The following is a 24,960-nucleotide window of genomic DNA, read 5'->3' as shown; positions in this document are numbered from 1 at the left end:
GATTACCTGAATGAGGAGTGCGAAGTGGCTGAATCTCTCGCGAGCAAGTACGGGCCGTGGGGTGTCGTCGCCGGCGGGTCGGACGGGGTGGGTGCCGCGTTCGCCCACCGGCTGGCCGCCCAGGGGATGAACGTGGTGCTGGTGGCCCGGCGCCTGCCCGTGCTGGAGGCGTCCGCCGACGAGATCCGCGCACGCTACGGCGTCGAGGTCCGGACCGTCGCCCTCGACCTCACCTCCTCAACTGCCCTGGCGGAGCTGGAGGAGGCGACCGCCGGGCTGGAGGTCGGCCTCTTCGTGTACAACGCGGGCAGCGACGACCGCAGCGTCCCGTTCCTCGACAAGGACCTCGACACCCACCTCGGGCTGGTGCGGCGCAACTGCACCGCCGTACTCGAAGCGGCCTACCGCTTCGGCGGCCCGATGGTGGCGCGCAAGCGGGGAGCCGTGGTCCTGGTGACCTCGGGCGCCGCATGGGCGGGTGGCGCCACACTCGCCGCCTACGGCGCGTCGAAGGCCTTCGACCTCATCCTCGCGGAGAGCCTGTGGGCGGAGTGGCAGGGCAGCGGGGTGGACGTCCTCGGGCTGGTGCTCGGCAGGACCGACACCCCGTCCCTGCGCCGGACCGAAGGCGTCCAAGGGGGCTCCTACGGCGGCGACTTGGCCGATCCCGACGATGTGGCCGCCGAGGCGCTCGACCATCTCTCCGACGGTCCGACCTGGATCTGCGGCAGCCCCACCCCGACCGGCGGTTCACCGTTCGGGGCGTTGAGCCGCCGAGACGCGGTCCTGGCGATGAGCCGGGGCGCGACCGCGCACAAGGAACAGTGACGGTCTCGGCCCGGTCCACCGACCCGGCGGCCCGGCCTACTGGCCCTTGATGCGTTCCTTCATGGCGTCGAGCTGCGTGAGAATGGGATATCCGCTCACGCTCAGTGCGTTCCCGTGTCCCGTCTCGTGGATGTCGAACACGGACTGGATGGCGGCGTAGAAGCCCTGGACGTCGAGACTCTGGTTGACGGCCCGCTTCGCCTGGCGCAGTCCGAAGGACGGCATCCGGGCAATCTGGTGGGCCAACTCCAGGGCCTCGGTGACCAGTTGGTCGAGCGGGACGACCTTGTTCACCATGCCGACCCGCTCCGCCTCCTCGGCGGTCACGGCCCGTCCGGTGAAGAGGATCTCCTTCGCCTTGCGCGGGCCCAACTCCCAGGTGTGGCCGTGGTATTCGACTCCCCCGATGCCCATGTGGACGACGGGGTCGGAGAATTCGGCGTTCTCGGCGGCCACGATCAGGTCGCAGGGCCAGCAGAGCATCAGTCCACCCGCGATGCACTTGCCCTGCACGGCCGCGATCGTCGGCTTGGGCACGTTGCGCCAGCGCAGGGTGTACTCCAGGTACCGGCGGGTCTCGGCGCTGTAGATCCACTCCAGGGTGATCTCCTTCGGCGCCGGCCAGCGGTCCTTCAGGTCGTGTCCCGAGGAGAAGTGCTTGCCGTTGGCCTTCAGGAGAATGACCTTCACGTCCTCGTCGGCCGCGGCCCGGCTCCAGGCCGCGTCCAGGGCGTCGAGGAGTTCACTGTTCTGCGCGTTGGCGACCTCGGGCCGGTTGAGGGTGATGATCCCCACCCGGCCGTCGACCTCGTACAGGATCTCGTCCATGCGTCTTGTCCTCTGTCGGCTCTGGTGTGTCGGCTCTCTGGGCTGACGGCTCTAGCGGGGCAGGCCGAGGATGCGCTCGGCGATGATGTTGCGCTGGATCTCGGACGTGCCGCCGGCGATCGTCCCGCCGAAGCTGCGCGCGTACCTTTCGAACCAACTGGCGTTGAACGTCTCCAAGTTCATATGGGTGTACGGCCCTGTCTGCACCGGGTGCAACAGCGCCTCGGCGCCGTGCTGTTCGAGGGCGTGCAGTTCGGCGCTCTGCGCGGCCTCGGAGCCGAGCAGTTTGAGCACCGAGATCTCCACCGGATTCCGGTCGGGGCCGAGGAGCCGGTAGCCGAGCAACCGCAGTGCCTGGACGTCCATTTGGAGGGTGGCGTGCCACTCCTCGTCGCAGGCCGCGTCATTGATCAGGGCGTCCATCCGCTCGGCGTAGTGCACCCACAGCAGGGTCCGTTCGTGGCCGAGCGAGCCGTTGGCCACGCGCCAGCCCTCGTTGAGGGGGCCGACGAGGTTCTCCTTCGGGACGTGGACGTCGGTGAAGAACACCTCGTTGAAGTCGAGGTCGTCCGGCGCGGCGATCGACCCGAACGGCCGCCGGACCAGGCCCTCGGAGTCGGTGGGGATGAGCAGGACGCTGATCCCCTTGTGCTTGGGGGCCTCGGGGTCGGTGCGGACGAAGGTGAGCAGGACGTCGGCGTCGTGCGCGCCCGAGGTCCACACCTTCTGTCCGTTGACGACGAAGTGGTCGCCTTCAAGGGCCGCGCGGGTGCGCAGCCCGGCCAGGTCGGAGCCGGCTCCGGGTTCGCTCATGCCGAGCGACGCGGTGATCTCGGCGCGCAGCAGGGGTACGGCCCAGTCGCGTTTCTGTTGCTCGGTACCGAAGGTGAGCAGCGAGGCCGCGATGATGTTGAGGCCCTGCGGGTTGAAGCTGTGGTAGATCCGCCGCCGGGACAACTCCTCCAGGTGGGCGACGACTTGAGGCAGGGTGGCGTTGCGGCCGCCGTACTCGGGCGGCTGGGCGGGCAGCAGCCAGCCCGCGTCGAAGAGCTTGCGCTGCCAGTGCCGGGCCCAATCGGGTATGTCCGCACTGGACTTGGAGCGGACCGTGGCCTCTTCGGGTGCGGGCAGGTGGGCGTCGAGGAAGTCGCTGAAATCGGCGCGGAACTTCTCGACCTCGGGGTCGGGGGCCAGCCTCATACCAGCAGCGCCTTCCTGTGCTCGGACGCCGTACCGAGGAGCAGGTCCCCGGCCTTGGCCCGCTTGAGATGGATCTGCAGCTCGTTCTCCCACGTGTAGCCCATGGCCCCGAAGAGCTGGAACCCGTTCTGGAAACAGACCCGTTGGCAGTCTCCGGCGGCGGCTTTGGCCATCGCTGCGGCCCGGCCGCGGCGTGGGTCGTCCTCGGCGATGGTGAGCGCGGAAAAGTAGGCGAGCACCTTGGCGCGTTCGATCGCGACGTACATGTCGGCGGCCTTGTGCTTGACCGCCTGGAACGAGCCGATGGGGACGCCGAATTGGTGCCGTTGCTTCACATGGGCGACGACCAGGTCGAGGATGCGCCGGCAACTGCCCACGGTGCTCACCGCCAGGCCCATCAGGGCCAGGTCCGGTACGCCGGCGACCAGGTCAGGCACGTCCACCCGGGCGATGTGCAGGGTCGGGTCGAACACCGAAAGCCGCTCGGCCGCCAGGTCCTTTCCGTCCCGTACGACCACGCCCTCGGAGGTGAGAATCGCGATCTCGTCCGCGCGGTCGGCGTCGAGGACGAACTTTCCCTCCCCGTCGAAGACACCGGTGCCCGAGCCGCGCGGAAGCCGCCCGGCCAGCGGCGCGAACCAGGTCGCCGTGGCGAGGAAGGGCGTCGGATCGGCTACGTAACCCAACTCCTCCAGAACGATGGCCAGTTCCACCGGCGGGGCTTCGAGCCAGCCCAACTCCAGATAGGTGTCCCAGAGTTGCTTCTCGGGCAGGGACCGTGACTTGGTGACCGTTTCGCGGACCACTCGCTGGAGCAGCCGCTGTTCGTCGTCGAACTCAAACTCCATGCGCGACCTCCAGAAGGACCTTGCCGATGGCGCGGCGGCCCAAGCTGAGAGCCTCGGCGACGTCGGCGAGCGGATACACGGCGTGGACGCGGGGCCGGATCGTCCCGGCGGCGAACAGTCCGTGGAGTTCGGTGCGGGCGGCGACCAGGTCGTCCCGCCGGTGCCGCGCCCAGCCGCCGAGGTCGAAGCCGTGCAGGGTGACACCTTTGAGCATCGGGAGGTTGAGCGGGATACGCGGGATCTCCCCGCTCGCGAACCCCACGCTCACGAACCGTCCGCCCCAGCGCATCGCCCGCAACGCCTCCTCCGCGTACGGCCCGCCGACGGGGTCGATCACGACATCGGCACCGCCCGCGTCCCGCAGGCTCCGCTTCAGATCGTCGTACGGCAGGGTCAGCCGCGCGCCCTGCTCGGCGCACGCCCTTCGCTTCTCCTCCGTCGAGGCGACGGCGACGACCTCCGCGCCGAGCAGCGCGGCGAGTTCGACGGTCGCGAGCCCGACCCCGCCGGCCGCACCGAGAACGGCGACCCGCTCACCCGGCTGTACGTCGGCGACCAGGCGGAGGGCGTCGAAGGCGGTGGCGTGGCTGACCCCGAAGGCCGCCGCGCGCTCGGTGGGGATTCCCTCGGGGATACGGCTCAAGCCGGCCGACCGTGCGGTGACGCGTTCGGCGAAGGCGCCGACGAACATCGACCCGAAGACCCGCTCGCCCTTCTCGAATCCGTTCGCGGAGGCGGCGACCACACCGGCGAACTCGCTGCCGGGGGTGAAGGGCGGCTCCGCCTTCACCTGGTAGGCGCCGTCGATGACGAGGACGTCGGCGAAGTTGACGGCGGCGTAGTGCACGTCGACCGGGATGCCACCCTCCGGCCCGGCCGACTCCCCTTCAGGTACGACCGGTTCGGGGATGTCCTCGACGACCACCGGGCCGCCGACGGCGTTGCAGCGGGCGGCTCTCATAGCCGGGTCGTCGCGGCGAGTTCGGCCGCCTGGGCCGCCATCTGGAGCACGACGTCGCCGTAGTGGGCCATCTTCGGGTTGCCGCCCTCGCCCCTGACGTGACGGGCGTAGCCGCCTTCGAGGACGATGGCCATCTTGAACCGGGCGAGGATCACGTAGTAGTCGATCTCGCTGACGTCGCGCCCGCTGACCTTGGCGTAGTGCTCCAGCAGGTCGGCGCGGTCGGGCATGCCGGTGTAGTCGACGTAGCCCTTCTGGGTGCGGTCCTCGTCGGCGTCCGGCCAGCCCATGATGACCCAGCCGAGGTCGAGCAACGGGTCGCCCACGGTGGCCATTTCGAAGTCGACGAGGGCCGCGAGCTTGGCGGGCGCGCCGTGCTGGAACATGACGTTGGCGAACTGGTAGTCGCCGTGGATGATGCCGGGTTCCCAGTGGGCGGGACGGTGTTCCCGCAGCCAGGCAGCGGCGTTCTCCAGTCCGGGTATCTCGCGGAACCTGAACTCGGCCAGGTGGGCGAGCCAGCGGTCGACCTGCCGGTCGTGGAAGCCGTCAGGCCGGCCGAAGCCTTCAAGACCCTGGGCCCGCCAATCCACGTTGCCCAACTTGGCGATGCCCTCGACGAGTTGGTACGCAAGGCCCGAACGCAGGGACAGGTCGCCGAGGAACGGCTCGGGCCAGCCGTCGGTGTTCATCGGCGACCAGCCGTCGACGTGTGCCATGAGATAGAAGCAGGAACCGAGCACGCTCGTGTCGTCGCACACGGCGATCGCCTCGGGGTGCGGGACGTCCGTGCCGTTGAGCGCGTTGAGAACGCGGTATTCACGGAGCATGGTCTCGTTGCGCCCCGGCGGAACCTTCTCCGGCGGTTTGCGCAGCACCATGCTGCGGTCGCCGCGCCGGATGCCGTAGATGTCGTTGGAGGTTCCGCCGGAGATGTACGACGTCTCGACGGGTTCGCCGGGGGCGATGCCCTGGTCGTCCAGCCAGCGGGTGAGTGATTCCGTGTTCGCGAGCGTCACAGCAGGTCCTCCAACTGCTTCCGGGCCCATTCGCGGCGGGTGGGCAGGTGCTGGGTGGGCCAGAGGCCGGGGGCCGCTTCGTAGCCGCGCAGGACGTCACGGGCGACGGTGATCTTGTGGACCTCGGTGGGGCCGTCGACGACCGCCATGACGGCAGCGCCGTTCCACATGTCCGCGAACGGCATCTCGTTCGACACACCGAGGGCGCCGTGCAGATGCATCGAGCGGTACACGACGTCGTGCAGCACCTTCGGGGTGAGGAACTTGATGGCGGCGATGTCCTTACGGACCCGCTTGTAGTCCTGGTACCGGTCGATCTGCCAGGCGGTGTAGAGCACGAAGAGCCGGAACTGGGCGAGTTGGGCGTAGGAGTCGGCGAGGTCGGCGCGGACGAGCTGCTTGTCCGCGAGCCGCTCGCCCTGGGTCTCGCGGGACAGGGCCCGCTCGGCCATCATGTCGAGCGCCTTCTGGCTCTGGCCCACGACCCGCATCGCGTGGTGGACGCGGCCACCGCCGAGCCGGGTCTGGGCGATCGCGAAGGCCTGGCCCTCACCGCCGAGCAGGGCGTCGGCGGGGACGCGGACGCCGTCGTAGGCGATGAGTGCGTGCATGCCCTCGTCGGTGGCCTCGCCCATGATGCCGAGGTGGCGCTCGATGCGGACGCCGGGGGTGTCGCTGGGTACGAGGAACATCGACATGCCCTTGTAGGGGCCGACGTCGGGGTTCGTCACGGCCATCACGATGACGAACTTCGAGGTGCGGGCGTTGGAGGAGAAGAACTTGCGGCCGGTGATGACCCAGTCGTCGCCGTCGCGTTCGGCGCGGGTGGTGAACATCGTGGGGTCGGCGCCGGCCTGTGGCTCGGTCATGGAGAAGCAGGAGAAGCACTCGCCTTCCAGCAGCGGCCGGAGGTAGCGCTCCTTCTGTTCTTCGGTGCCGTAGCGGGCGATGATCTCGGCGTTGCCGGTGTCGGGTGCGGCCGTGCCGAAGATGACGGGGGCCCAACTCGACTGGCCCAGGATCTCGTTGATGAGCGCGAGCTTGACCTGGCCGAAGCCGCGCCCGCCGAGTTCGGGTCCGAGGTGCGGTGCCCACAGGCCCTCGTCGCGGACCCGTTGCTTCAACGCCCGGACTGTGGGGCCGAGTTCGTCGTCGAGCGGATGGTACGCCCGGTCCGGATAGAGCAGGTCGAGCGGCTCCACGCGCTCGGAGCGGAATCGCCGGATCCACTCCAGTTTCTCCTCGAACTCCGGCTCGGTGGAAAAGTCCCATGCCATGTCAGACGAACCTCCTGCCAACCCGGACGGATGGCGATGAGAATATCATTCTCATCTCACGCAAGTAAGGGTCTCGAAACTTGCAGTGCGCCCTTCGGTAGGGGAAGCCGGGGTGTTACCGCTGAAGTGGAGTATCGTTCTTCAAGTGACAGCTGTCCCCGAAGAACAACCAGCCTGGCGCCAGCGCGCCGTTGAGCGTTCCACCCGTGCCGCCAAGCTCCGCGCCGAACAACGTGTGCAGCGCTTCCTCGACGCGGCGCAGGGACTCATCGCGGAGAAGCGGACGACGGACTTCACCGTCCAGGAGGTCGTGGACCGCTCCAAACAGTCACTGCGCAGCTTCTACCAGCACTTCGACGGCAAACACGAGCTGCTGCTCGCCCTGTTCGAGGACGCGTTGTCCAAGTCGGCGGCGGAGATCCGCGAATCGGCAGGCTCCCTGTCGGATCCGCTCCAGGCCCTACAGCTCGGGGTGACGATGCTGTTCGAGCAGTCGCTGTCCAACCCCGGTGTGGAGCGCCCCCTGTTCAGCGACTTCGCACTCCAACTCCTCGTGAAGCACCCCGCGCAGGTGGCGACCGCTCACCTCCCCCTGCACCAGGTGTTCACGGAGTTGGTCGAGCAGGCCGAGGACGCCGGCGTCATCCCCGCCGGAAAGCCTCGCCGTCAGGCCTCGATCCTGATGCAGACGGTCATGTTCGTCGCGCAGGGCAACGGAGTTCCGGCCGGCAGCCATGCGGCCCCGGTCACCGCCGAGGAGGTCTGGCAGTTCTGTCTCGGCGGCCTCTCGGGCGTCCCGGTGCACAACTGACGGACGGCTGACGGGTATACGACGGGCAGTCGACGACGTAATTGACGCTCTCCACAGCGGAGAGTACGGTTCTCGCCCACTGGAACGAGGGGTGGGCGATGACCGAGCCGCTACGGCATGGAGTGCAGCGCTACCGGGTCGTGCAGTGGGCCACCGGGAACATCGGCGCCCGCACGATGCGTGCCGTACTGGAGCATCCGAACCTGACCTTGGCCGGGGTGTATGTCCACACCCCGGCCAAAGCAGGTCTGGACGCAGGCGAGTTGAGCGCGGACAGGCTCGGCGCCACGGGGATCCTCGCAACGCACGACATCGACGAGATCCTGGCGCTCGGCGCCGACTGCGTCCTCTACACCCCACGCACCTGCGACTTCGACGAGGTGTGCGCGCTGCTCTCGTCAGGCGTGAACGTCGTGTCCACGCGCGGCGAGTTCCATCACCCGCCCAGCCTGGACCCGGTCACACGGAAGCGGATCGAGGACGCGTGCGAGCGGGGCGGGACCTCGGTGTACAGCACGGGCAGCAGTCCCGGGTTCATCACGGAGGCGCTGCCACTCACGCTCACCTCGATCCAGCGGCGGCTCGACGCGCTGACGATCGACGAGTTCGCGGATCTCTCCCAACGGGACTCCCCCGGGCTGCTGTTCGAGGTGATGGGCTTCGGCCGACCCCCTGCCGCATTCGGCGAACAGCGCCTGGCCGGACTGCGCGACAGCTTCGGCCCGTCGTTGCGGCTGCTCGCCGAGGCCCTCTCGACACCGCTCGACTCGGTGGAGGCGGTCGGCGAGGTAGCAACTGCCCGCCATACCACCCGAATCGCCGCGGGCACACTGCCCGCGGGCACCGTAGCCGCGCAGCGGATCACCGTGTCCGGCCTACGCGAAGGCCAACCCCTGCTGCGGTTCCGCGCCAACTGGTACTGCACCACCGACCTCGACCCCGGCTGGGATCTCCGCGCGACCGGCTGGCATGTCGCGGTCGAGGGGGACGCGCCGCTCGACGTCGACCTGCGGTTCCCGGTGCCGCTCGACCGGATGGCGGCGATGTCCCCGTCGTACACCGCGAACCGTGCGGTGAACGCCGTGCCGTTCGTCTGCGCGGCGGCCCCCGGAATCCGCACCACGGCCGACCTTCCGCAGATCGTCGCCGACCTCGGGTGACGCCGGCGCGACCGGGCCCGGAACCCGGACGGGCCGCACGGAACCCGGACGGCCCTCAACCGGCACCGAGTCGACCTGCGCCTGGAACTCAGACCGTGCCGGCCGGTGCCACGACCTCGGGCTCTCCGTCCTCGTCGATCGAGTACTTCAGGAAATCGTCGACCATGCGGTGGAACAGCGTTGCCAGTTGCTGCAGTTCGTCCGTCGACCACTCCGAGAGGGCCATTTGCATGCCGCGCGCACCGGCGTCCCGGACACTGCTCACGGCCTTCCGGCCGGCCTCGGTCAGCTCGATCCGCTGGGCGCGGCGGTCGTCGGGGTCGGGCACGCGGGTGACGTAGCCGGACTTCTGGAGTTGCTGCACCGTACGCGTCACATGCGAGGCCTCGACCCCGAGGCGATGGGCCAGCTCCCCGGGGCGCAGCGGGTCGGAGTCGGCGACCTGGCGCAGCAACGCCACCGCCGCGCGGTCCAGGGGCACACCGGCGAGGGCCATCAGCCGGTCGTGCTGGCGGGCGCGCGTGCTCAGGTAGGTGATCCGAGTGAGGGCTCGCTCGATCTCGGTCACCTCCGGGGAGGCGGGGGCTTCGGGGATCGGTGGTGTGGACATGGGACCCACTTTACCATATTGTTGCGTAACTCAAGTAAGTTACCGCATCCGTTTGGCGCGCGTACTGCGGAGAGAGTACTTGCCGGGCGTTCCGCCGCTCCGCCGCCCCCACACCTCGCCCCGTTCCCGCCTCCGCGCCCACCTCAGCGAAGCCTCACCAGGGCTTCTGGCTCGCGAAGAACCGCTCGAAGAAGTCCACCTTGGCCGCGTCCGCGAGGGCGAGCGGGCCGAACCGGTCGCCGAGTTCCATCGTGGTCGCGAAGCGGTGGTTCGCCGCGGGCCAGCGGGTGAGGCCGCGGCTGTTCGGGTCGCCGTGGGTCACGAAGTTCACCACGTAGTCGGACAGGGTGTCGGCGACCGTGCGGTCCGCGTCGGTCCAGGGCAGGTTCGTGGCGTAGAGGTTGTCGAAGACGTAGTTGATCTCCGAACCGTGGTATGCCCCACGGGAGTTGGCGCCGGTCGCGGTCGGCGGGACGTGTTCCCAGTAGTACGTGAACACCGGGCTCTTGGCCGTCTCACCCCACTCCGCCGCCCACAGGTTCGCGGAGACGCGCGAGCCCTCGCGGGCGGAGGCGTTGCGGGCCTGGCCCGCCTCCGTGTCGGTGGTGGCGGGGTAGAGCTTCAGGAACTCGTCGGCGAGCGTGCCGTACTCCTTCTCCGCGGTGCTCAGATAGTCCGCGAGCTTCACGGTCGGGGCCGGGGAGGCGCCGTTCTCGTCCTTGTTGCCGCCGGCCAATACGGGCACGTCGTTCAAGTGGCCGCCCGCCAGGGCCTGTTCGTACGTCCACGGCTTGACCCAGCCGTCAAGGACCGGGCGGAACTCCGGCGGGTTGCCGTTCACCGGTCCGCTGACCGTGGTGTCGCTCGCGTTCTGACCCGCCATCAACTTGGTGCTGTCCAGGGCCCGGAGAGCGGTCAGCGAAGTGGTGCCGAGTGCTTCGGCGTACGCGGTGCCCTGGCTCTCCGCCGTTTCCGGCGTGCGGTACGACGCTGCCAGCGCCGCGATCTCGGGGTCGCCGGTGGCTCGGGCGCCGCCGCTCTCGGAGATCGCGCCCTGGAACAGGCCCTTGGCGAGCGGGGAGTAGATGAGGTGCATCACCGAGGCGCCGCCCGCGGACTGGCCTGCGATCGTCACGCGGTCCGGGTCGCCGCCGAACGCGGAGATGTTGCGCCGTACCCAGCGCAGGGCCGAAATCTGGTCCAGTAGACCGTAGTTGCCGGACGCCTGGTGTCCGGACTCCGCGCTGAGTTCGGGGGTGGAGAGGAAACCGAACACGCCGGTGCGGTAGTTGAGGGTCACCACGACCAGGCCCTTGGCGGCGAGGCCCGCGCCGTCGAAGCCCGGGTCGGAGGCGTAGCCGCCGGTGAACCGGCCGCCGTAGATCCAGACCAGGACCGGGCGCTTCTCGCGTGAACTCGCCGCGCCGGTCCAGACGTTGAGGTTGAGGCAGTCCTCGCTCATGGTGACCGAGGCCGAACCCATCAGCTGCTGGGGGCAGATGTCCCCGAAGGTGTCCGCGACGCGCACGCCGGTCCAGGATGTCGCCCGCTGCGGCGGACGCCAGCGGTTGGCGCCCGCCGTGGTCGCCGCGTACGGCAGCCCCTTGAACACGGTGACGCCGGGGACGAGGGAGGCCACGCCGGACACGCGGCCGGTGTCGATGCGGAGCGGGCCGGTGAGTGGGGTTCCTGAGGTCGTGGGGTCCGCCGCGTCGGCGCTCGTTCCCGCACCGACGAGTGCGGCCGTCGCGGCGACGGTCAGCGACCCGTTGAGGAAGGTCCGACGGTTCATGGCGTTCGAAAGCATGGGGGGCTCCCTGGTCTAGGTACTCGCGAACGTAAATTCCGCCGACCAGGATTGCCAACACTATTGTCAACTTCAGAGCGGATCCACAGCATGCTCCCGCAGTGGGCCCACGAACAGGCCCCGCTGCGCGCAGGTGTCGAGGATGCGGGGCACCGCGCCGAGGGTGGCGCGCCAACTGCCGGGCGCCGAGGTGCAGTCGGAGTCGTGCAGCAGGACGGTGCCGCCGCCGCGCAGGTCCTCGGTGACCGTCCGGTGGACCGACTCGGGTGTGGCACGCGCCCGCCAGTCCTCGCCCCAGGCCGTCCACAGCACCGGCGTGAGCTCCAGGCGGCGGGCCGCGAGGTGGGCGGCGGTCGACATCACGCCGTAGGGCGGCCGGAAGAGCCGTGGCGCGCGCCCGATGAGGTCGCCGACGGTGTCGCGGGCGCGGGTCAGATCGTCGTGGGTGGCGCGGGGACCGCGCAGCAGCAGCGGCCGGTGCAGCCAGCCGTGAACGGCGATCTCGTGTCCGGCGGCGGCCATCTCGCGTACCAGGCCGGGGGCGCGTACGGCTTGGTTGCCGAGGAGGAAGAACGTGGCGTGGACCCGGCGCTCGTCAAGCAGCCGTAGGAACAACGGAGTTGACAGCGGGTCCGGCCCGTCGTCGAAGGTGAGCGCCACGTGGTCCGGCCGACCGCGACCGGCGAGGCGGGGCATGACGCGGTTGCGCAGCGGGCCGTAGGTGGAGAGGACGGGGGCGGCGTACGCGGCGGCGAGGATCGGGAGTGCGGGGAGCGCGACGCGGGCGGTCGTGCGGAGGAGGCGGGTGGCTGTCATGGGAGGCGGCCCTTCGTGCGGCCTGTGAGGGGCGCGATGCGCGCCGCGCCGGGAGGGCGCGGCTCGGCACAGGCGGTCGTAGAGAGAAGGCCTACTGGGGTCATGCGTGGCGCCCCTCCACGTAGCCCTCGACGGAAATGGCAGATGGGGAGGGGAAGTTGCGCGACGCGGCGCAGGCGGCCGCATGAAGAAGGTGTACGACAGTCATGGGCGGCGCCCCTTCGTGCGGCGCGCGGCGGACCCGGTGTGCGCGGGGTCGAGGATGCGCGGCGCGGCACACGCGGTCACGCGGAGGGGGCCTGCGGTTCTCACGCGTGGCGCCCTTTCGCGTAACCCCCGTGGGAGACGTGATCCGCGTGGTGTGCGTGGCCCAGGTCGTCGAGGTCGAGGCCGTGTCCGATGGCGTGCATCAGGCGTGGGCCGCCCTCGGTCGTGGCGACCGCCGTGCCGACGGCGCCCGCCCAGACCGCGCACGCCAGGACGGTGGTGGTCGCGAGCCGCACGGCGGCCGGTCGGCCGACCCGCCGGGCGATGGGCGGCACGGTGAGTGGCGCGGAAGGCGGGGTGGCGGGCTGCGCGGTGAGTCGCGCGGTCGACCGAGTGGTGGTCGGGGCGGCGGGCCCGATGCCCGCCCGGCAGATCCTGGCCGTCTCCTCGGCCGGGCCCCGGTGTGGGCCGAGCGACTCGTCCGCGAACAGGGTGAGACCCGCCTCCCGTTGCAGCAACCCTCGCGGGCCGTCGATCAACTCGCCCAGCTCGTGCTTGAGTTGGGCCGGGTCCCGGATCCACGCGGCGACGCCCGCCTCGTCCAGGGCGGCCGCGTTGGTCAGCCCGTGGCCGGGTATGCAGCCGTAGCTGGCGACGGGCAGGCCGGTGGCGAAGGCCTCCAGGGAGGTCAGGCCGCCGGCGTTCTGCACCAGGACGTCGGCGGCGTGCATCAGGCCGGGCATGTCGTCGACCCAGCCGTGGACGTGTTCGATGCCGTCCGCGCGGAGCTGGTCGGCCAGTGTCTCGTTGCGGCCGCAGACCACGAGCGGTACGGCCGCGCCGCAGTCGCGCAGGTCCCGGGCGACCTCCCGGACCGGTCCCACGCCCCAGGAACCGGCAACCAGCAAAGCCAGTGCGGCAGTTGGCGGCAGACCGAAGCGGGCCCGGGCCGCGGCGCGTTCCGGCGCGTCCGCGGGACGGAAGCGCGGGTCGGCGACCGGGCCGCAGACGCGGACGTCGCGCGCACCGGCGGCCCGGGCCTGTGCGGCGGGCACGGCGTGCAGCGCGAGGTGGACGTCGACGCCGTCGGCCACCCACAGCGGGTGCACCGAGAAGTCGGTGAGGTAGGTGAGGACGGGCACGGCCAGTCGGCCGTCGAGCCGCAGGTTGCCCAGGACCCGGCTCGAGCCCGGGTAGGTCGACACGACGGCGCCCGTGTCGGCGGGCAGGGCGCGCAGCAGCCGTTCCTCGGCGGAGCGGAGCAGCGCCCTCGCGACAGCGCCGCCGCCCCCTGCGCGCTCGGTGCTGCTGTAGATCCGCTGGTAGGCCCACGGCGCCCGGACGAGCATGCGGTGGTAGCCGTCCCGCACGAGCCGGCCGAGCCGGGCGGGCAGCACGTCCAGCAGGTCGAACCGGTCGACCGTGAGACCGGCCGCCACCAGCCGCCGCTCCAGTTCGGCGGCGGCGCCGTCGTGACCGGCGCCGACGCTCGCCGAGACGATCACGACACGCTCGGCCGACGACGGACGGCGCACCGTGTTTCCGAGGTGGGGCATGGGCTTCTTCCTCCGCAGGTGGAGTGGAGCGGCGAAACTCTACAACATGTAGTAGGTAAGCTCGTACGACATGTAGTAGATCGCGTCCGCAAAGCCCTCGATCGACGCCCTGGTCGATCTTTTCCGACCCCTCGGTCCATCCTGTCGAGCCCTTGGCGCACTTCCTACAGGCCGTAGTAGGTGCGCGGGTAGGCTGTGACGCCGAGCGGTGAAAGGCGGTGGGGTGAACAGTGCACGACCGGAAGATCGACGAGCCCGGCGCGACGTCCGGCAGGCGGGCGCGCGGTGAGCTGGAGAGCGGCGTTCTCGCCGCCCTCTACGGGGCCGACGAACCGCAGACCGCACGCCAGGTCAAGGACCGGCTGCCCGGGGACCTCGCGTACACGACCGTGCTGACGATCCTGTCCCGCCTGCACGACAAGGGGATGCTCGTCCGGCAGCGCGCGGGCCGCGGGTACGCGTACGCGCCGGCCCGCGACGAGGCGACCCACACCGCGGAACGGATGCGCTCACTGCTGGAGCACGGCACCGACCGCGAGGCGGTACTCACCCGCTTCGTCTCCGAACTCTCCGAGCAGGACGAGCAATTGCTACAGCGACTGCTCTCCGGGCACGACGGGCCGCACCCCACCGGCCACACCGACGAAGGACCGTGAGCCGGTGCTGATCAGCGTGTACGTCCCCCTTCTGACCACCATGGTCCTCGCGGTGTTCGCACCCCGCGCCGCCCGCCTGCTCGCTCCGCGCCCGGCCGCCTGGTCCCTGGCCTCCGCCGCGCTGGTGGCGTCGCTCGGCTGGCTGGGTTCACTGGCGCTGCTCGCGTTCGCCGGACTGGTCCAGATCCCCGAGGTCGCCGAGGAGGGCCGGTGGTCGGTCGCGGCCGTGCGCGCCTCCGACCCGGTCTACCTCACCGTCGCCGGGGCCGCCGCCCTCGCCCTCCTCGCGTCCGTCACGGGCCTCACCGTCGCCGCGACACGTCAGCTACGGCACCTGCGCTGGGCCCGCCGCGAATGCCGACTCCTGCCCGGCGACACGGAGTTGGCCGTCCTGGACACCGAGTCGCCGGAGGCGTTCGCACTACCGGGAGCACCCGGACGGATCGTGGTGTCGAGCGGGATGCTGCGCTGCCTCGGCGACCGCGAACGCGAGGCACTTCTCGCCCACGAGCGGGCACACCTGCGCGACCGCCACCATCTCTTCCAGACCCTCTGGCGCCTCTCCGCCGCCGTGAATCCGCTCCTACGACCGCTGTCCAACGCGGGCGGCTTCGTCCTGGAGCGCTGGGCCGACGAGGAGGCCGCGATGCGCGTCGGCGATCGTACGGTCGTCGCCCATGCCGTGGGCCGGGCCGCGCTCGCCACCTCGGCGAACCGTTCCCGCCCGGTGCTCGCCGCGACCGGCGGAGCGGTGCCGCAGCGGGTCCGGGCGCTGCTCGCCCCTCCTCCCCCGCGCCGGGCCCTGCCGTTCGTCGCGGGCGCCGCGCTGCTCGTCGTGTGCTGCGTGAGCCTGGCCGACGCCGCGACCGACAGCGAGGACATGATCGAGACGGCGCAGCGGGCGGCGTGCGTGACGGCTCAGGCGGCGGCCACGTCGACGCCGCCGACCCTGCCGACCCCACCGCACGGGGTGTGCGGCGAACACGGAGAACCGGACGGGCCCGTCCGGCACCGCTGACCACCAGGCGACTCAGGCGGCTCCATGACAGCGCCGTCGGCCCATCCCTCACCCCACCCTGCCCGCCACCCCTGAACAGCGCCGATCCCACCATCCACCCGAAATACGCCCGTGTTATCGTCGCCCTACTCATCGCCAGGAATCCTGTTGATCGATCCCGGCGATCGGACGGAAATCCCCACCCCCTTCGCGCGCACCCCACGAATGGAACGGCATGACTGTTCTGGCCCGGCCTGCGGTGGCCGCCCTCGCCGCCAAGTCCTTCCAGCGTCTCGCCGTGATGGCCGACCGGCGCCCGAGCGGGCGGGGTTCCGCCGCCTCCTCGCATCAGCGGCTTCCTGAATTCCCGCGCCGGACACGGGAGTTGACGATCCCGACCAGCATCGCCCCGGCGCGGGCCACGGTGTACCTGCCGGCCGGCGAAGGGCCGCCTCCGCCGGTGCACGTGAACTTCCACGGCGGCGGCTACGTCGTCCCGCTGACGGAACTCGACGACCCGCTGTGCCGTTTCCTCGCGGCGGAGGCAGGCGTCGTCGTGATCAACGTCGACTACGTCGTCGCGCCGCAGCACCCGTTCCCGGCGCCGACCCGGCAGGCCTTCGAGGTCGTCCGGTGGATCGCCGAGCACGGCGGTGAGCAGGGCTGGGACGGGGAGCGGCTCACCGTGGGCGGGCAGAGTGCCGGGGGTGGGCTCGCTGCGGCGGTGGCCCGGCAGGCGCTGGAGGAGGGCGGGCCCTCGATCGCCCTCCAGGTGCTGCACTATCCGCCGCTGGACCTGGCGACCAGCGCCAAGAACAAGCGCTCCGCCATCGCGAAGCCCGTGTTGAAGCCCTGGATGGCCGAAATCTTCGACACGTCGTACGTCCCGGATCCGAAGGTACGGGCCGACCGGCTGGTGTCACCCGCACATCCCTCGGACACCGCGGACCTGAAGGGCATCGCCCCGGCCCTGATCATCACGGCGGAGTACGACCTCCTCAAGGCGGAGGGCATCGCCTACGCCGACCGGCTACGGACGGCGGGCTCCCTGGCCGGGCACGTCGACGTCGCCGGAGCCGACCACGGCTACGACGGCAAGGACGACGAACGGGCCCTGCACACCTATGCCCTGATCGCCCGTCAGCTGCGGGATGCCGTCGGCAACGCCTGAACTCCCTTCCCGGACAACGCACTCGCCGACCGTCCCCCTCGGACGGTCGGCGAAAGGGCTCCGGGTCAGGCCGACGGCACCGGCTCCGGCGGTGTGAGGCCGAACTTCTCTGCCGCCTCGGCCAGTTCACGCCAGACCTTGGGCGCGACGGGGATGCCCTTCGCACCCCGCCCCTCGGCGACCGTCGCGCTGCGCTCGCCGGGGTAGAAGACGCCCTCGGCACCGTCCGCCGGCGGCAGCCGCTTCAGGGTCGCCAGCGTTTCGTCGACCGCCGAGGTGAAGGCGGCCGGGTCGCCGAAGGCCGCCGGGTCGAGGGCGATGAGCAGGGCGTTCTGGCGGTGTTTGCGGCCCTGGGGGTCGTCCGAGTGGAACGCGGCGAAGATCGGCGCACCGACCAGCACGCTGGTGAGCAACTCGAAGGCCAGGGACATGCCGGAGCCCTTGGCCCCGCCCAACGGCAGGGGCATGACGGCCAGTTCGGGGTCGGTGGTCGGGGTACCGTCCGCGGTGGCCGCCGCGCCCTCGGGCAGCGGGGTGCCGCTCGCCTTCGCCTGGCGGATCTTGCCCAGGGCGATGGTCGCCGTGGCCATGTCGAGGAGCAGCGGGGCATGCGACTCGGCCGGTACGGCGATGGCGAGCGGGCTGGTCGCCACGGCGGCGCCCTTGACGCCGGTGTACCCCATGTTGGGCATCCCGGAGACATAGCCGATGCCGACGAGTCCCTGCTCGGCGATCTTCGACACGTAGTAGCCGATGGCACCGGTGTGGACGGTGCGGCGGACCCCGACGGCGGCGACTCCGCTGATCCTGGCCCGGGTGACCGCCTCGTCGGCGGCGGCGCTGAGGGCCACCGGGCCGGGGGCACGGTCGGCGTCGAGGACGGCCGCGGCCGGGGCAGTCGACTCGATGCTGATGTCGGCGTCGGCGTTGGCCACGCCCTTGGCGAGCAGCTCCAGGTAGGCGGGGACGCGGGCGATGCCGTGCGAGTCGACGCCGCGCAGCGCGGCCCACACGAACACGTCGGCGGTGGTGCGCGCCTGCTCGGCGTTCAGGCCGCCCTTCTCCAGGAGTGCGGCGGAGAAGGTGCGCAGGTCGTCGGCGGCGACAAGTACCTTGCCCGGCTTGGGCGTTGCGGTGTCGGACATGGTGGCGGGTGCCTTCCTGGTTCAGCGGGTGACGAGCACGTCGACGACGGCGGTGGTGCCCTCCGCCACGGCCTTGAGCGCACGCTCCAGCGCGGGGGCGAGGGCCTCGGGTGCGTCGACGGTCTCGGTGTGCATCCCGAACGGCTCGGCGAACGCGGCGAGTCGGGGCAGCCGGTGCAGATCGGTGCCGAGCCACTCACCGGTGTCGGCGGCGGCGCCCTCGGGGTAGAACCTGCGGTGGTTCATGTTCATCGACTTGTAGACGCGGTTGTTGAACACCACGATCAGCAACGGGAGTTCGTAGGCGTTGGACGCGTCGTACGACGGGATCACCGGGTTGTAGGTGAACGCGCCGTCGCCGATGGTGAGCACCACCGGGCGTTCCCGCGCGGCGAGTTTGACGCCGAGCGCGACCGCGATGCCCTGACCGAGACCGCCCTGGACGTAGAAGTACGAGTCGGGGTCGGCGGTCTGGACATGGCGCTTGACGACACGGCTGTGCGTGATGGTCTCGTCGACGACGATTCCGCCCTGGCCGTCCAGCAGTCTGCGCAGAGTCGCGGCGACGAGGACCGGGTCAACGCCCTCCGCCTGCGCCGCCTTTGCCTCCGCGGTGGCGATGGCGGCCTGCTCGTCGGCGTGCCGCTGTTCCTGGGCCGCACGGCGTACCGCTACGGCTCCCGCGTCAACGTCCTTTGCCCGCTTGGTCAGTTGGCGCAGGGTGTTGGTGACGTTGCCTTCCAAGTACGTGTCGGCGAACAGGACTTGGTAGACGACGTGCGGGCGCTGCGGCACCTCGTCGATGACGACGATCGTCGCCTTGGAGGGCCGGCGCGACGGCGGGTAGAAGGGAGCACGGCAGTTGACCAGAAGAATCAGGTCCGCCTCGTCCATCCACGGGCCGATGTCGCTGCCGGCGTGCAGCGGGTGGGTGCGCGGGAAGTTGCCGCAGACCGCCGAGTCGGGCTCGACGACCGGGATGTTCCACGCCTCGGCGAAGGCGACGAGCGCCTCGAAACCGCCCGCCTCACGGCCCGCCGTCTCCGTGACGATGACCGGGTTCGTCGCCTCGCGGATCAACTGGGCGACAGGGTCGACCTCTTCGGGCGAACTGTGCGTCGAGCCGGGCCGCACGATCGGCTTGGCCTCGCGCCCGTCCCACTCCTCCAGCAGGATCTCCAGCGGGACGTTCAGGTACGCCGGTCCCGCCGGGGCCCGCCAGGCCAGTTCCGCCGCCCGCGTCACCATCGTGGGAAGGGTGTGGACGCTGGCGGCCTCGTTGGACCACTTGGTGAAGGGCTGGGCGATCTGGTGCGGGCCGCCCACGACGGAGAGGTTGCGGTACCACTGGCCGCCGGGGTCCTGGCCGGGGCCGTCGCCGTAGGTGGTGGACTCCGAGGAGCTGACCACCATCGGGACGCCCGCGAGCAGCGCCCCGTGCACGGCCATCGAGCCCTGGAGCAGACCGGGGGCCGCGTGCAGGAGTACGCCCTGCGGGCGGCGCTTGACGAGTCCGTAGCCGGTGGCCATGCCGACGGCGACGGTCTCGTGGGTCAGGTCCAGGTACTGCGGGCAGGGCAGTCCGTCGCGGTGGCGGCGGGCCAGGGACTCCCAGACGGGGGCCCACTCGGATCCCGACGAACAGAAGATGTAGTCGGCGCCGACGGCGTTGAAGGCGGTGACGAGAGCGTCGCCGCCGTCGGCGCCGGGGGTGTTGTTGGTGTCGGTCATCTCTCGTGTTTCCTCAGCCCTCGATCGGCCAGTTCAGGACCTCGGAGATACCGCGGCCCATGATCCATTCAAGCTCCTCGGGCGTGAAGTCCCAGTGCTTGGTGAACTGCTCGATCGTGTCGGTGTAGGTGATGCCGTGGCCGAGCAGGCGGGTGATGTCGGTGCCGTAGAAGCAGCGCTGCGGGCCCATCTTGTCGACCATCTCGCGGACGTACTTCTGGATGTTGTTGTTCGGGAACGGCTGAGTGGAGTAGCCCGGGAGCGCCGAGAGCTTCACGTAGATGTTCGGGTGCGCGGCCAGGTCGGCGGTCTCCGAGACCCAGTAGCCGATCGCGTCGTCGACGCAGCGGGCCATGATGCCCATGTGGTCGATGATGATCTTCAGCTCGGGGTGCTTGGCGGCGATCTCGCCCAACTCCCGCTTCCAGATGGGCGCGTGGACCATCGTCGGGACGCGCAGCTCCTCGGCGATCGGCCAGTACCAGTCGTTGGTGCCGTCGATCATCCAGTTGCGGTCCTGCGGCCGGTGGAAGGTGAGGCGCGTGCCCTTCACATGCGGGTTCTGCGCGAAGTCCGCCAGCATCGCCTTGCCCTCTTCGGGCTTGTTCTGCGGGATGCGCGCCATGATGCCGAAGCGGTCCGGGTGCGCCTCGCAGGCCTCCAGGGCGTAGTCGATGCGGTCGCCCTCCCAGGACGGCGGCAGGATCAGGGCCCGGTTGACGCCGGCCTCGTCCATCAGCTCCAGGGCCTCTTCGTAGGAGAAGGGGTCCTCGCGGTGTCCGTTGAGGCGGATGCGCTCCCGCGCGCCCGGGACCCAGGGGCGGTCCGGGGTCTCTTCCTTCCAGATGTGGATCTGCGTGTCGACAACGAACATGTCGTGAGCTCTTTCTCTCGAAGGTCTTTACGGAAGGAACGCTAGGCGGGCGAGAGGGCCTTGCCGAGCCCTGGGAGCGCAAGCAGTAGTTGCGCGAAACACCGCTGTACGCAGGGCATTCTCAGTGTGCGGACGGGGTGTCGAACACGGCGCCCACGATGTGCTCGGCGATCGCCATGGACGCCGTTGCGGCCGGCGAGGGCGCGTTGCGCACGGCGGTGATCCGGCCCACCTGATGGATGCGGAAGTCGTCCACGAGGGTGCCGTCGGGGTCCAGTGCCTGGGCGCGGACGCCTGCCCCGCCGCGTACGACGTCGGAGACGCCGACACCGGGGACGTACAGCTTGGCGTCCTTCATGAAGGCCTTCGCGGACAGCGAGCCGCGGTACTCCTTGATGCCGGTCCGCCAGTGCTGGGCGGCCATCTTCCAGGAGCCCGGGTACGCGGCGAGTCCGGCGAGGTCCTTCAGGGAGAAACGGCTGAGCTTGTAACCCTCCCTGGCCAGGGCCAGGACGGCGTTCGGGCCGACCTCGACGCTGCCGTCGACCCGCGGGGTGAAGTGCACGCCGAGGAAGGGGTAACGGGGGTCCGGCACCGGGTAGATGAGCCCGCGCACGAGGTTCGTGCGCTCCGGCCTGAGGAGCATGTACTCGCCCCGGAACGGGACGATCCTCGGTTCCCTCGTGTCCTGCGCCAGCTTCGCCACGGCGTCCGAGTGGAGGCCGGCGCAGAGGATCAACCGGTCGACGCGGACGCGTAGTTGACCCGAGGCGACCTCGATGCCGCCGGGCACATTGGTGATGGACGTGACCGGGAATCCGAGCTTCACCTCGCCGCCGGAGGCCTCGATGTCCTTGGCGAACTCCCTTGCGATCGCCGGGTAGTCGGTGATCGCGGTGCGTGGCGAGTGCAGCGCCGCGATGCCGCCGGCGTGCGGCTCCAGCTCCTTGATCTCCTCCTGGGAGATCCTGCGGAGTTCGGGCACGTGGTTGTTCCTGGCCCGCTCGTAGAGGTTCTCCATCCGGCCCAACTCGTCCTGGCGTACGGCCACTACGAGCTTGCCGATCTCGTCGTACGGCAGCCCGCGCTCCTGGCAGTACTCGCGCAGGATCGATACGCCGCGCACGCACAGGTCGGCCTTGAGGCTGCCCGGCGCGTAGTAGATGCCGGCGTGTACGACCCCGGAGTTGTGGCCGGTCTGGTGGACGGCGACCTCGTGTTCCTTCTCCAGGACCACGACCCGGGTGCCAGGGCGGCGCAGGGCGATCTCGCGGGCGGTGGCCAGGCCCACGATGCCGGCGCCGACGATGCCGATCGTCTCGTCAGCCATCGGCATCCTCCTCTCTGTCGTACCGAATCTCTGTCGTACCGACTTGCTCAGACGCCGAAGTGGATGGCAACCGTCTTGACCCGGGTGGAGAAGCGCAGGACCTCGTCACCCTGCTCCTTGTAGCCGGTGCCGGAGTCGTGGAAGCCGCCGAAGGGCAGGTGGACGTCCCAGCCCGGCGTGGTGGCGTTGACGGCGATCTGCCCGCACTCGGCCTCGTCGGCGAAGCGGTACGCGGAGGTGAGGTCGCGGGTGAACACGGCGGCGGCGAGGCCGAATTCGGAGTCGTTGACCGCGTCGACGGCCTGCGTGAAGTCGTCCACGGCGCGCACGGCGAGGACCGGTCCAAACACCTCCTCGCGCCAGATCGCCGTCTCGGCGGTGACGCCGGCGAGCACGGTCGGCTGGACGAAGCAGCCGTGCGCGCGGTCGCCGTCGGTGTCCGCGTGACCGCCGGTGAGGACGGTGGCGCCTTGTTCCACGGCCCCCGCGAGGTGGGCGAGGACGCTGTCGCGCTGCTTCGGGCTGGACAACGGGCACAGGGTGGTCGCCGGATCGCTGCCCGGGCCGACCTTCAGCGCCTCGACCTCGGCGACCAGGAGGCGCGTGAACTCGTCGTACACGGGCCGTTCTACGACGACCCGACTGGTGGCGGTGCAGCGCTGTCCGGCCTGGCCGAACGACGCCGCTACGACGGTCCTCGCGGCGAACGGCAGGTCGGCGTCCTTGAGGACCACCGAGGCGTTCTTGCCGCCGAGTTCGCCCTGGAAGCGGACGTTGCGGTCGGCGAGACGGCGGCGGATGCGGCCTCCGACCTCGTTGGAGCCGGTGAAAGTGATGGCGACGATGCGCGGGTCGTCGAGGAGCGCCTCCTCGATCTCGGCGGTGCGGCCGGTGACGACGTTCAGGACACCGGCGGGCAGGCCCGCGTCGTGCAGGGCGCGGGCGAAGTGCAGGCCCGACAACGGTGTCTCGGTGGCCGGCTTGAACACGGCCGCGTTACCGGTGGCCAGCAGCGGGGCCAGCTTGCGGGCCGGGGTGATCAGTGGATCGTTCCAAGGGCTGATCACGAGGATCACGCCGATCGGCTCGCGCTGGGTGTGCACGCGGGTGTCCGGGCGGGCGTCGTGCAGGAGGGTGCCGTAGCCCTGGCGGGCCAGGCCCGCGTAGTAGTCGAGGAAGTCGGCGGCCTTAAGGGTCTCGCCGCGGGCCTCGGCGCCGGTCTTGCCGTTCTCGGCGGTGACGTCGGCGGCGATCTCGTCGACCCGGTCGCGGATCAGCCTGGCCGCCTCGGTGAAGATCCGGGCGCGCTCGAAGGGGCTGGTGCGCTTCCATACGGCGAAGCCGCGCTCGGCGTGGTCGTAGGCGCGGGTGACGTCCTTGGCGGCGAGGGCGGGGATGCGCGCGAGGGGGGTGCGGATGTCGGCGGGGTTCTGCACCTCGATCCACTCGCCGGTCGTCACCCACTCTCCACCGGAGAGGGTTTCCAGGCTTCGCATGAAGATCACTTCCTTCGTCCGCCGCGGTGCGGGTCCGCGGTCTGCACAGTCAGCGGCCGCAGTGGGCCGGATGCGACAACACACCATGTGGGGGCGGTGCCACCAGCCCCGCGGAGGCAGGCATTGCTTGCGCGGGGCGCAGGTCGGCGGAGGGTTGATCCGTGCTGGAATCGGCGGGCCGCACGGCAACTGCCGACACTCCGTCGGCAGCCGAGGATCCACTGAGGATTCGAGGACCCGCCGAGGATTTCGACGAGGAGAGACACGACATGGCCTACGCCGTCATCGCCCACTACTTCTGCGAGCCCGCCGACGAGGCCACGGTGCGTGCCGCGTTGCTGAAGGTGCGCGAACACACCCGTGCCGAACCGGCGAACCTGGCGTACGAGGTGCACGCCGAGGCCGACGTTCCGGGGAGTTTCGTGCTGTACGAGCAATACGCCGACCGGGCCGGTTTCGACGCGCACAAGGCGGCCGAGCACTTCAACGAGCTGATCGTAGAGGCGATTTGGCCGCTGCTGACCGACCGCAGGGTGACGTTCGCCGAGGTGCTCTGAGGGAGCCTTGCCGGGAAGCGTGGGCACGCGCTTCCCGGCCCGTGCGTCAGAACTCGTTGCCCCAGACGTACCGCGCCACGGTCTCTACCAGCTCGATCTTGCGGCGCTGCTGCTCAGTGCTCAGCAACGGCCGGCTCGCCACGTCGGCGAAGCCTCGCGACGGAGCTACGGCCCCGTCCTCCAGGTCCTTGAACTCCCCCACCGCGTCGAGCCTGGCCATCACCGTGTCGATGTCCTCCAGCTCGGGCACGGTCGCGTCGACGACACCCAGGCAGAAGTCCCGGTCCTCCGGCAGCGCCTTGACCAGGGCGAGTTCGGCCGGGGTGCCCTGATCGAACGGGAGGACCCAGCGGTCGGCGCCGATCACGCCGTAGAGCTGCTCGGCGCGGGCCCAATCCACTGCGGCAGGGGCCACCGCGCCGGGAGCCACCGCGATCCGAACTCCCTCGGGGCGCTCGTCCAGGCGTACCGCCAGCGCGTCGACGGCGAGCGCGTCCTCGAAGGAGAGCGCGCCGGGGTCGGCCGGGTCGGTTCCCAACTGCCCCAGCAGAAGGGGGTTGTTGAGCTGGATCAGGCGGACGCCCTTGGAGACCAGCAGCTCTATCTCGGCGAGGACGATCTCCGCGAGCGCCTCCCCCAACTCCCTTGCGGAGGACGGGCCGTGGCCCGGTCGGAAGGTGGTGGCGGCGAGGTACGCGGGTGAGGGCAGCGAGGCCTTCGGGGCGATCACCGTCAGGTCGGTGAGGCGTGCCGCCCAGTCCGCGAGGAGTGGGCCGTTGGCCTTCGGGAGGGACTCCGCGACCCAGTGGGTGAGGCCGTCGGCGTCCGTCTCGTCCGTACGCCGGAATCCTGACACTCCGTCAAGGACCGCGCTGCGGAAGTCTTCTCGGGGGAAGTCGCCGTCGGTGACGACGGTGGAGCGGAGCTTACGCTGGAAGGCGACCGCGTCCTTGACCGCCTGGAGCTCTGCCTCCTTCAGGGTCTCGGGGGCGGCTGCGGCGCGGGCCGCTGCCAGCTCAGCGGGGCGGACCAGGCTGCCGTGGTGGTCGATGCGGTAGTTGAACGTGTCCGCCAT

At 70.4% G+C, this 24,960-nt stretch carries 23 protein-coding genes; 7 read left to right on the top strand and 16 right to left on the bottom strand.

Going from position 1 to position 24,960, the window contains the following annotated elements; translation table 11 throughout:
• Nucleotides 1-24 precede the first annotated feature (24 nt).
• Entirely contained in the window at nt 25-828 is an 804-nt protein-coding gene (locus OG194_RS45115; RefSeq protein WP_327406521.1) for an SDR family NAD(P)-dependent oxidoreductase, read from the top strand.
• 36 nt (nt 829-864) lie between these two features.
• Here the strand turns inward: OG194_RS45115 and OG194_RS45110 are convergent, their stop codons facing one another.
• Genes OG194_RS45110 through OG194_RS45085 form a run of 6 tightly spaced genes read right to left on the bottom strand, consistent with a single transcriptional unit; the run spans nt 865 to nt 6,961 of the window.
• Nucleotides 865-1,656: an enoyl-CoA hydratase gene (locus OG194_RS45110; protein WP_327406520.1), complete on the bottom strand. Its 792-nt coding sequence runs from the start codon at nt 1,654-1,656 to the stop codon at nt 865-867.
• A 51-nt stretch (nt 1,657-1,707) separates the two neighbouring features.
• Nucleotides 1,708-2,856: an acyl-CoA dehydrogenase family protein gene (locus OG194_RS45105; RefSeq protein ID WP_327406519.1), complete on the bottom strand. Its 1,149-nt coding sequence runs from the start codon at nt 2,854-2,856 to the stop codon at nt 1,708-1,710.
• Entirely contained in the window at nt 2,853-3,704 is an 852-nt protein-coding gene (locus OG194_RS45100; RefSeq protein ID WP_327406518.1) for an acyl-CoA dehydrogenase, read from the bottom strand. The genes OG194_RS45105 and OG194_RS45100 overlap by 4 nt, the downstream gene beginning before the upstream one ends.
• A complete protein-coding gene (locus OG194_RS45095) occupies nt 3,694-4,665 on the bottom strand; it encodes an NADPH:quinone oxidoreductase family protein (protein WP_327406517.1) in 972 nt (323 codons plus the stop codon). Before OG194_RS45095 ends, OG194_RS45100 begins: the two co-directional genes overlap by 11 nt.
• On the bottom strand, nt 4,662-5,684 hold the full coding sequence (locus tag OG194_RS45090) for a phosphotransferase family protein (protein ID WP_327406516.1): 1,023 nt from the start codon (nt 5,682-5,684) through the stop codon (nt 4,662-4,664). The genes OG194_RS45095 and OG194_RS45090 overlap by 4 nt, the downstream gene beginning before the upstream one ends.
• On the bottom strand, nt 5,681-6,961 hold the full coding sequence (locus OG194_RS45085; protein WP_327406515.1) for an acyl-CoA dehydrogenase family protein: 1,281 nt from the start codon (nt 6,959-6,961) through the stop codon (nt 5,681-5,683). Before OG194_RS45085 ends, OG194_RS45090 begins: the two co-directional genes overlap by 4 nt.
• Nucleotides 6,962-7,106: 145 nt before the next feature.
• On the opposite strand from OG194_RS45085, the gene OG194_RS45080 reads away from it, so the two are divergent.
• Both OG194_RS45080 and OG194_RS45075 read left to right on the top strand, forming a co-directional pair.
• On the top strand, nt 7,107-7,772 hold the full coding sequence (locus OG194_RS45080; protein ID WP_327406514.1) for a TetR/AcrR family transcriptional regulator: 666 nt from the start codon (nt 7,107-7,109) through the stop codon (nt 7,770-7,772).
• Nucleotides 7,773-7,870: 98 nt separating this feature from the next.
• The gene (locus tag OG194_RS45075; protein WP_327406513.1) at nt 7,871-8,932 is read left to right on the top strand and encodes an NAD(P)H-dependent amine dehydrogenase family protein; all 1,062 of its coding nucleotides are present in this window, start codon (nt 7,871-7,873) and stop codon (nt 8,930-8,932) included.
• An 88-nt stretch (nt 8,933-9,020) separates the two neighbouring features.
• On the opposite strand, the gene OG194_RS45070 is transcribed toward OG194_RS45075, so the two are convergent.
• The 4 genes from OG194_RS45070 to OG194_RS45055 form a co-directional block, all read right to left on the bottom strand.
• Nucleotides 9,021-9,542: a MarR family winged helix-turn-helix transcriptional regulator gene (locus tag OG194_RS45070; protein WP_327406512.1), complete on the bottom strand. Its 522-nt coding sequence runs from the start codon at nt 9,540-9,542 to the stop codon at nt 9,021-9,023.
• Between the two features lie 154 nt (nt 9,543-9,696).
• Nucleotides 9,697-11,349, bottom strand: coding sequence for a carboxylesterase/lipase family protein (locus OG194_RS45065; protein WP_327406511.1), 1,653 nt, complete (start codon nt 11,347-11,349; stop codon nt 9,697-9,699).
• 72 nt (nt 11,350-11,421) lie between these two features.
• Entirely contained in the window at nt 11,422-12,165 is a 744-nt protein-coding gene (locus tag OG194_RS45060) for a polysaccharide deacetylase family protein (protein WP_327406510.1), read from the bottom strand.
• A 308-nt stretch (nt 12,166-12,473) separates the two neighbouring features.
• Nucleotides 12,474-13,928 (bottom strand): glycosyltransferase, encoded by a 1,455-nt coding sequence (locus OG194_RS45055; protein WP_327406509.1) that lies wholly within the window; start codon nt 13,926-13,928, stop codon nt 12,474-12,476.
• Between the two features lie 230 nt (nt 13,929-14,158).
• Here OG194_RS45055 and OG194_RS45050 point away from each other — a divergent pair, with 230 nt between their 5' ends.
• The 3 genes from OG194_RS45050 (at nt 14,159) to OG194_RS45040 (ending at nt 16,752) form a co-directional block, all read left to right on the top strand.
• Nucleotides 14,159-14,584, top strand: a complete 426-nt coding sequence (locus OG194_RS45050; protein ID WP_327406508.1) for a BlaI/MecI/CopY family transcriptional regulator — start codon at nt 14,159-14,161, stop codon at nt 14,582-14,584.
• A 4-nt stretch (nt 14,585-14,588) separates the two neighbouring features.
• A complete protein-coding gene (locus OG194_RS45045) occupies nt 14,589-15,602 on the top strand; it encodes a M56 family metallopeptidase (RefSeq protein ID WP_327406507.1) in 1,014 nt (337 codons plus the stop codon).
• A 214-nt stretch (nt 15,603-15,816) separates the two neighbouring features.
• On the top strand, nt 15,817-16,752 hold the full coding sequence (locus OG194_RS45040; protein ID WP_327406506.1) for an alpha/beta hydrolase fold domain-containing protein: 936 nt from the start codon (nt 15,817-15,819) through the stop codon (nt 16,750-16,752).
• A gap of 65 nt (nt 16,753-16,817) precedes the next feature.
• Here OG194_RS45040 and OG194_RS45035 read toward each other — a convergent pair whose 3' ends face one another.
• The 5 genes from OG194_RS45035 to OG194_RS45015 all read right to left on the bottom strand — a co-directional run bounded on the left by OG194_RS45035 (nt 16,818) and on the right by OG194_RS45015 (nt 23,328).
• Nucleotides 16,818-17,897, bottom strand: a complete 1,080-nt coding sequence (locus OG194_RS45035; protein WP_327406505.1) for an Ldh family oxidoreductase — start codon at nt 17,895-17,897, stop codon at nt 16,818-16,820.
• A gap of 21 nt (nt 17,898-17,918) precedes the next feature.
• Nucleotides 17,919-19,628 (bottom strand): thiamine pyrophosphate-dependent enzyme, encoded by a 1,710-nt coding sequence (locus OG194_RS45030; protein WP_327406504.1) that lies wholly within the window; start codon nt 19,626-19,628, stop codon nt 17,919-17,921.
• A 13-nt stretch (nt 19,629-19,641) separates the two neighbouring features.
• A complete protein-coding gene (locus OG194_RS45025; RefSeq protein WP_033282910.1) occupies nt 19,642-20,502 on the bottom strand; it encodes an amidohydrolase family protein in 861 nt (286 codons plus the stop codon).
• Nucleotides 20,503-20,623: 121 nt separating this feature from the next.
• On the bottom strand, nt 20,624-21,832 hold the full coding sequence (lhgO, locus tag OG194_RS45020) for an L-2-hydroxyglutarate oxidase (RefSeq protein WP_327406503.1): 1,209 nt from the start codon (nt 21,830-21,832) through the stop codon (nt 20,624-20,626).
• 47 nt (nt 21,833-21,879) lie between these two features.
• Nucleotides 21,880-23,328 (bottom strand): aldehyde dehydrogenase family protein, encoded by a 1,449-nt coding sequence (locus OG194_RS45015; RefSeq protein ID WP_327406502.1) that lies wholly within the window; start codon nt 23,326-23,328, stop codon nt 21,880-21,882.
• 269 nt (nt 23,329-23,597) lie between these two features.
• On the opposite strand from OG194_RS45015, the gene OG194_RS45010 reads away from it, so the two are divergent.
• Nucleotides 23,598-23,885, top strand: a complete 288-nt coding sequence (locus OG194_RS45010; RefSeq protein WP_327406501.1) for a putative quinol monooxygenase — start codon at nt 23,598-23,600, stop codon at nt 23,883-23,885.
• Between the two features lie 46 nt (nt 23,886-23,931).
• On the opposite strand, the gene OG194_RS45005 is transcribed toward OG194_RS45010, so the two are convergent.
• The gene (locus OG194_RS45005) at nt 23,932-24,960 is read right to left on the bottom strand and encodes a methionine synthase II (cobalamin-independent)-like protein (protein ID WP_327406500.1); all 1,029 of its coding nucleotides are present in this window, start codon (nt 24,958-24,960) and stop codon (nt 23,932-23,934) included.

This window comes from Streptomyces sp. NBC_01288 (assembly GCF_035982055.1).
In the GTDB taxonomy this organism is placed as follows: Bacteria; Actinomycetota; Actinomycetes; order Streptomycetales; family Streptomycetaceae; genus Streptomyces.
The sequence above is the reverse complement of the archived record's forward strand: the minus strand, read 5'-3'. Positions and strand labels throughout refer to the sequence as shown.

Excerpts from the sequence above, each read along its gene's own strand:
- OG194_RS45110 (WP_327406520.1), bottom strand. The coding sequence starts at position 1,656 with ATGGACGAGATCCTGTACGAGGTCGACGGCCGGGTGGGGATCATCACC.
- OG194_RS45105 (WP_327406519.1), bottom strand. The coding sequence starts at position 2,856 with ATGAGGCTGGCCCCCGACCCCGAGGTCGAGAAGTTCCGCGCCGATTTC.
- OG194_RS45100 (WP_327406518.1), bottom strand. The coding sequence starts at position 3,704 with ATGGAGTTTGAGTTCGACGACGAACAGCGGCTGCTCCAGCGAGTGGTC.
- OG194_RS45095 (WP_327406517.1), bottom strand. The coding sequence starts at position 4,665 with ATGAGAGCCGCCCGCTGCAACGCCGTCGGCGGCCCGGTGGTCGTCGAG.
- OG194_RS45085 (WP_327406515.1), bottom strand. The coding sequence starts at position 6,961 with ATGGCATGGGACTTTTCCACCGAGCCGGAGTTCGAGGAGAAACTGGAG.
- OG194_RS45075 (WP_327406513.1), top strand. The coding sequence starts at position 7,871 with ATGACCGAGCCGCTACGGCATGGAGTGCAGCGCTACCGGGTCGTGCAG.
- OG194_RS45070 (WP_327406512.1), bottom strand. The coding sequence starts at position 9,542 with ATGTCCACACCACCGATCCCCGAAGCCCCCGCCTCCCCGGAGGTGACC.
- OG194_RS45065 (WP_327406511.1), bottom strand. The coding sequence starts at position 11,349 with ATGCTTTCGAACGCCATGAACCGTCGGACCTTCCTCAACGGGTCGCTG.
- OG194_RS45060 (WP_327406510.1), bottom strand. The coding sequence starts at position 12,165 with ATGACAGCCACCCGCCTCCTCCGCACGACCGCCCGCGTCGCGCTCCCC.
- OG194_RS45055 (WP_327406509.1), bottom strand. The coding sequence starts at position 13,928 with ATGCCCCACCTCGGAAACACGGTGCGCCGTCCGTCGTCGGCCGAGCGT.
- OG194_RS45040 (WP_327406506.1), top strand. The coding sequence starts at position 15,817 with ATGACTGTTCTGGCCCGGCCTGCGGTGGCCGCCCTCGCCGCCAAGTCC.
- OG194_RS45035 (WP_327406505.1), bottom strand. The coding sequence starts at position 17,897 with ATGTCCGACACCGCAACGCCCAAGCCGGGCAAGGTACTTGTCGCCGCC.
- OG194_RS45030 (WP_327406504.1), bottom strand. The coding sequence starts at position 19,628 with ATGACCGACACCAACAACACCCCCGGCGCCGACGGCGGCGACGCTCTC.
- OG194_RS45025 (WP_033282910.1), bottom strand. The coding sequence starts at position 20,502 with ATGTTCGTTGTCGACACGCAGATCCACATCTGGAAGGAAGAGACCCCG.
- lhgO (WP_327406503.1), bottom strand. The coding sequence starts at position 21,832 with ATGGCTGACGAGACGATCGGCATCGTCGGCGCCGGCATCGTGGGCCTG.
- OG194_RS45015 (WP_327406502.1), bottom strand. The coding sequence starts at position 23,328 with ATGCGAAGCCTGGAAACCCTCTCCGGTGGAGAGTGGGTGACGACCGGC.
- OG194_RS45010 (WP_327406501.1), top strand. The coding sequence starts at position 23,598 with ATGGCCTACGCCGTCATCGCCCACTACTTCTGCGAGCCCGCCGACGAG.
- OG194_RS45005 (WP_327406500.1), bottom strand. The coding sequence starts at position 24,960 with ATGGCGGACACGTTCAACTACCGCATCGACCACCACGGCAGCCTGGTC.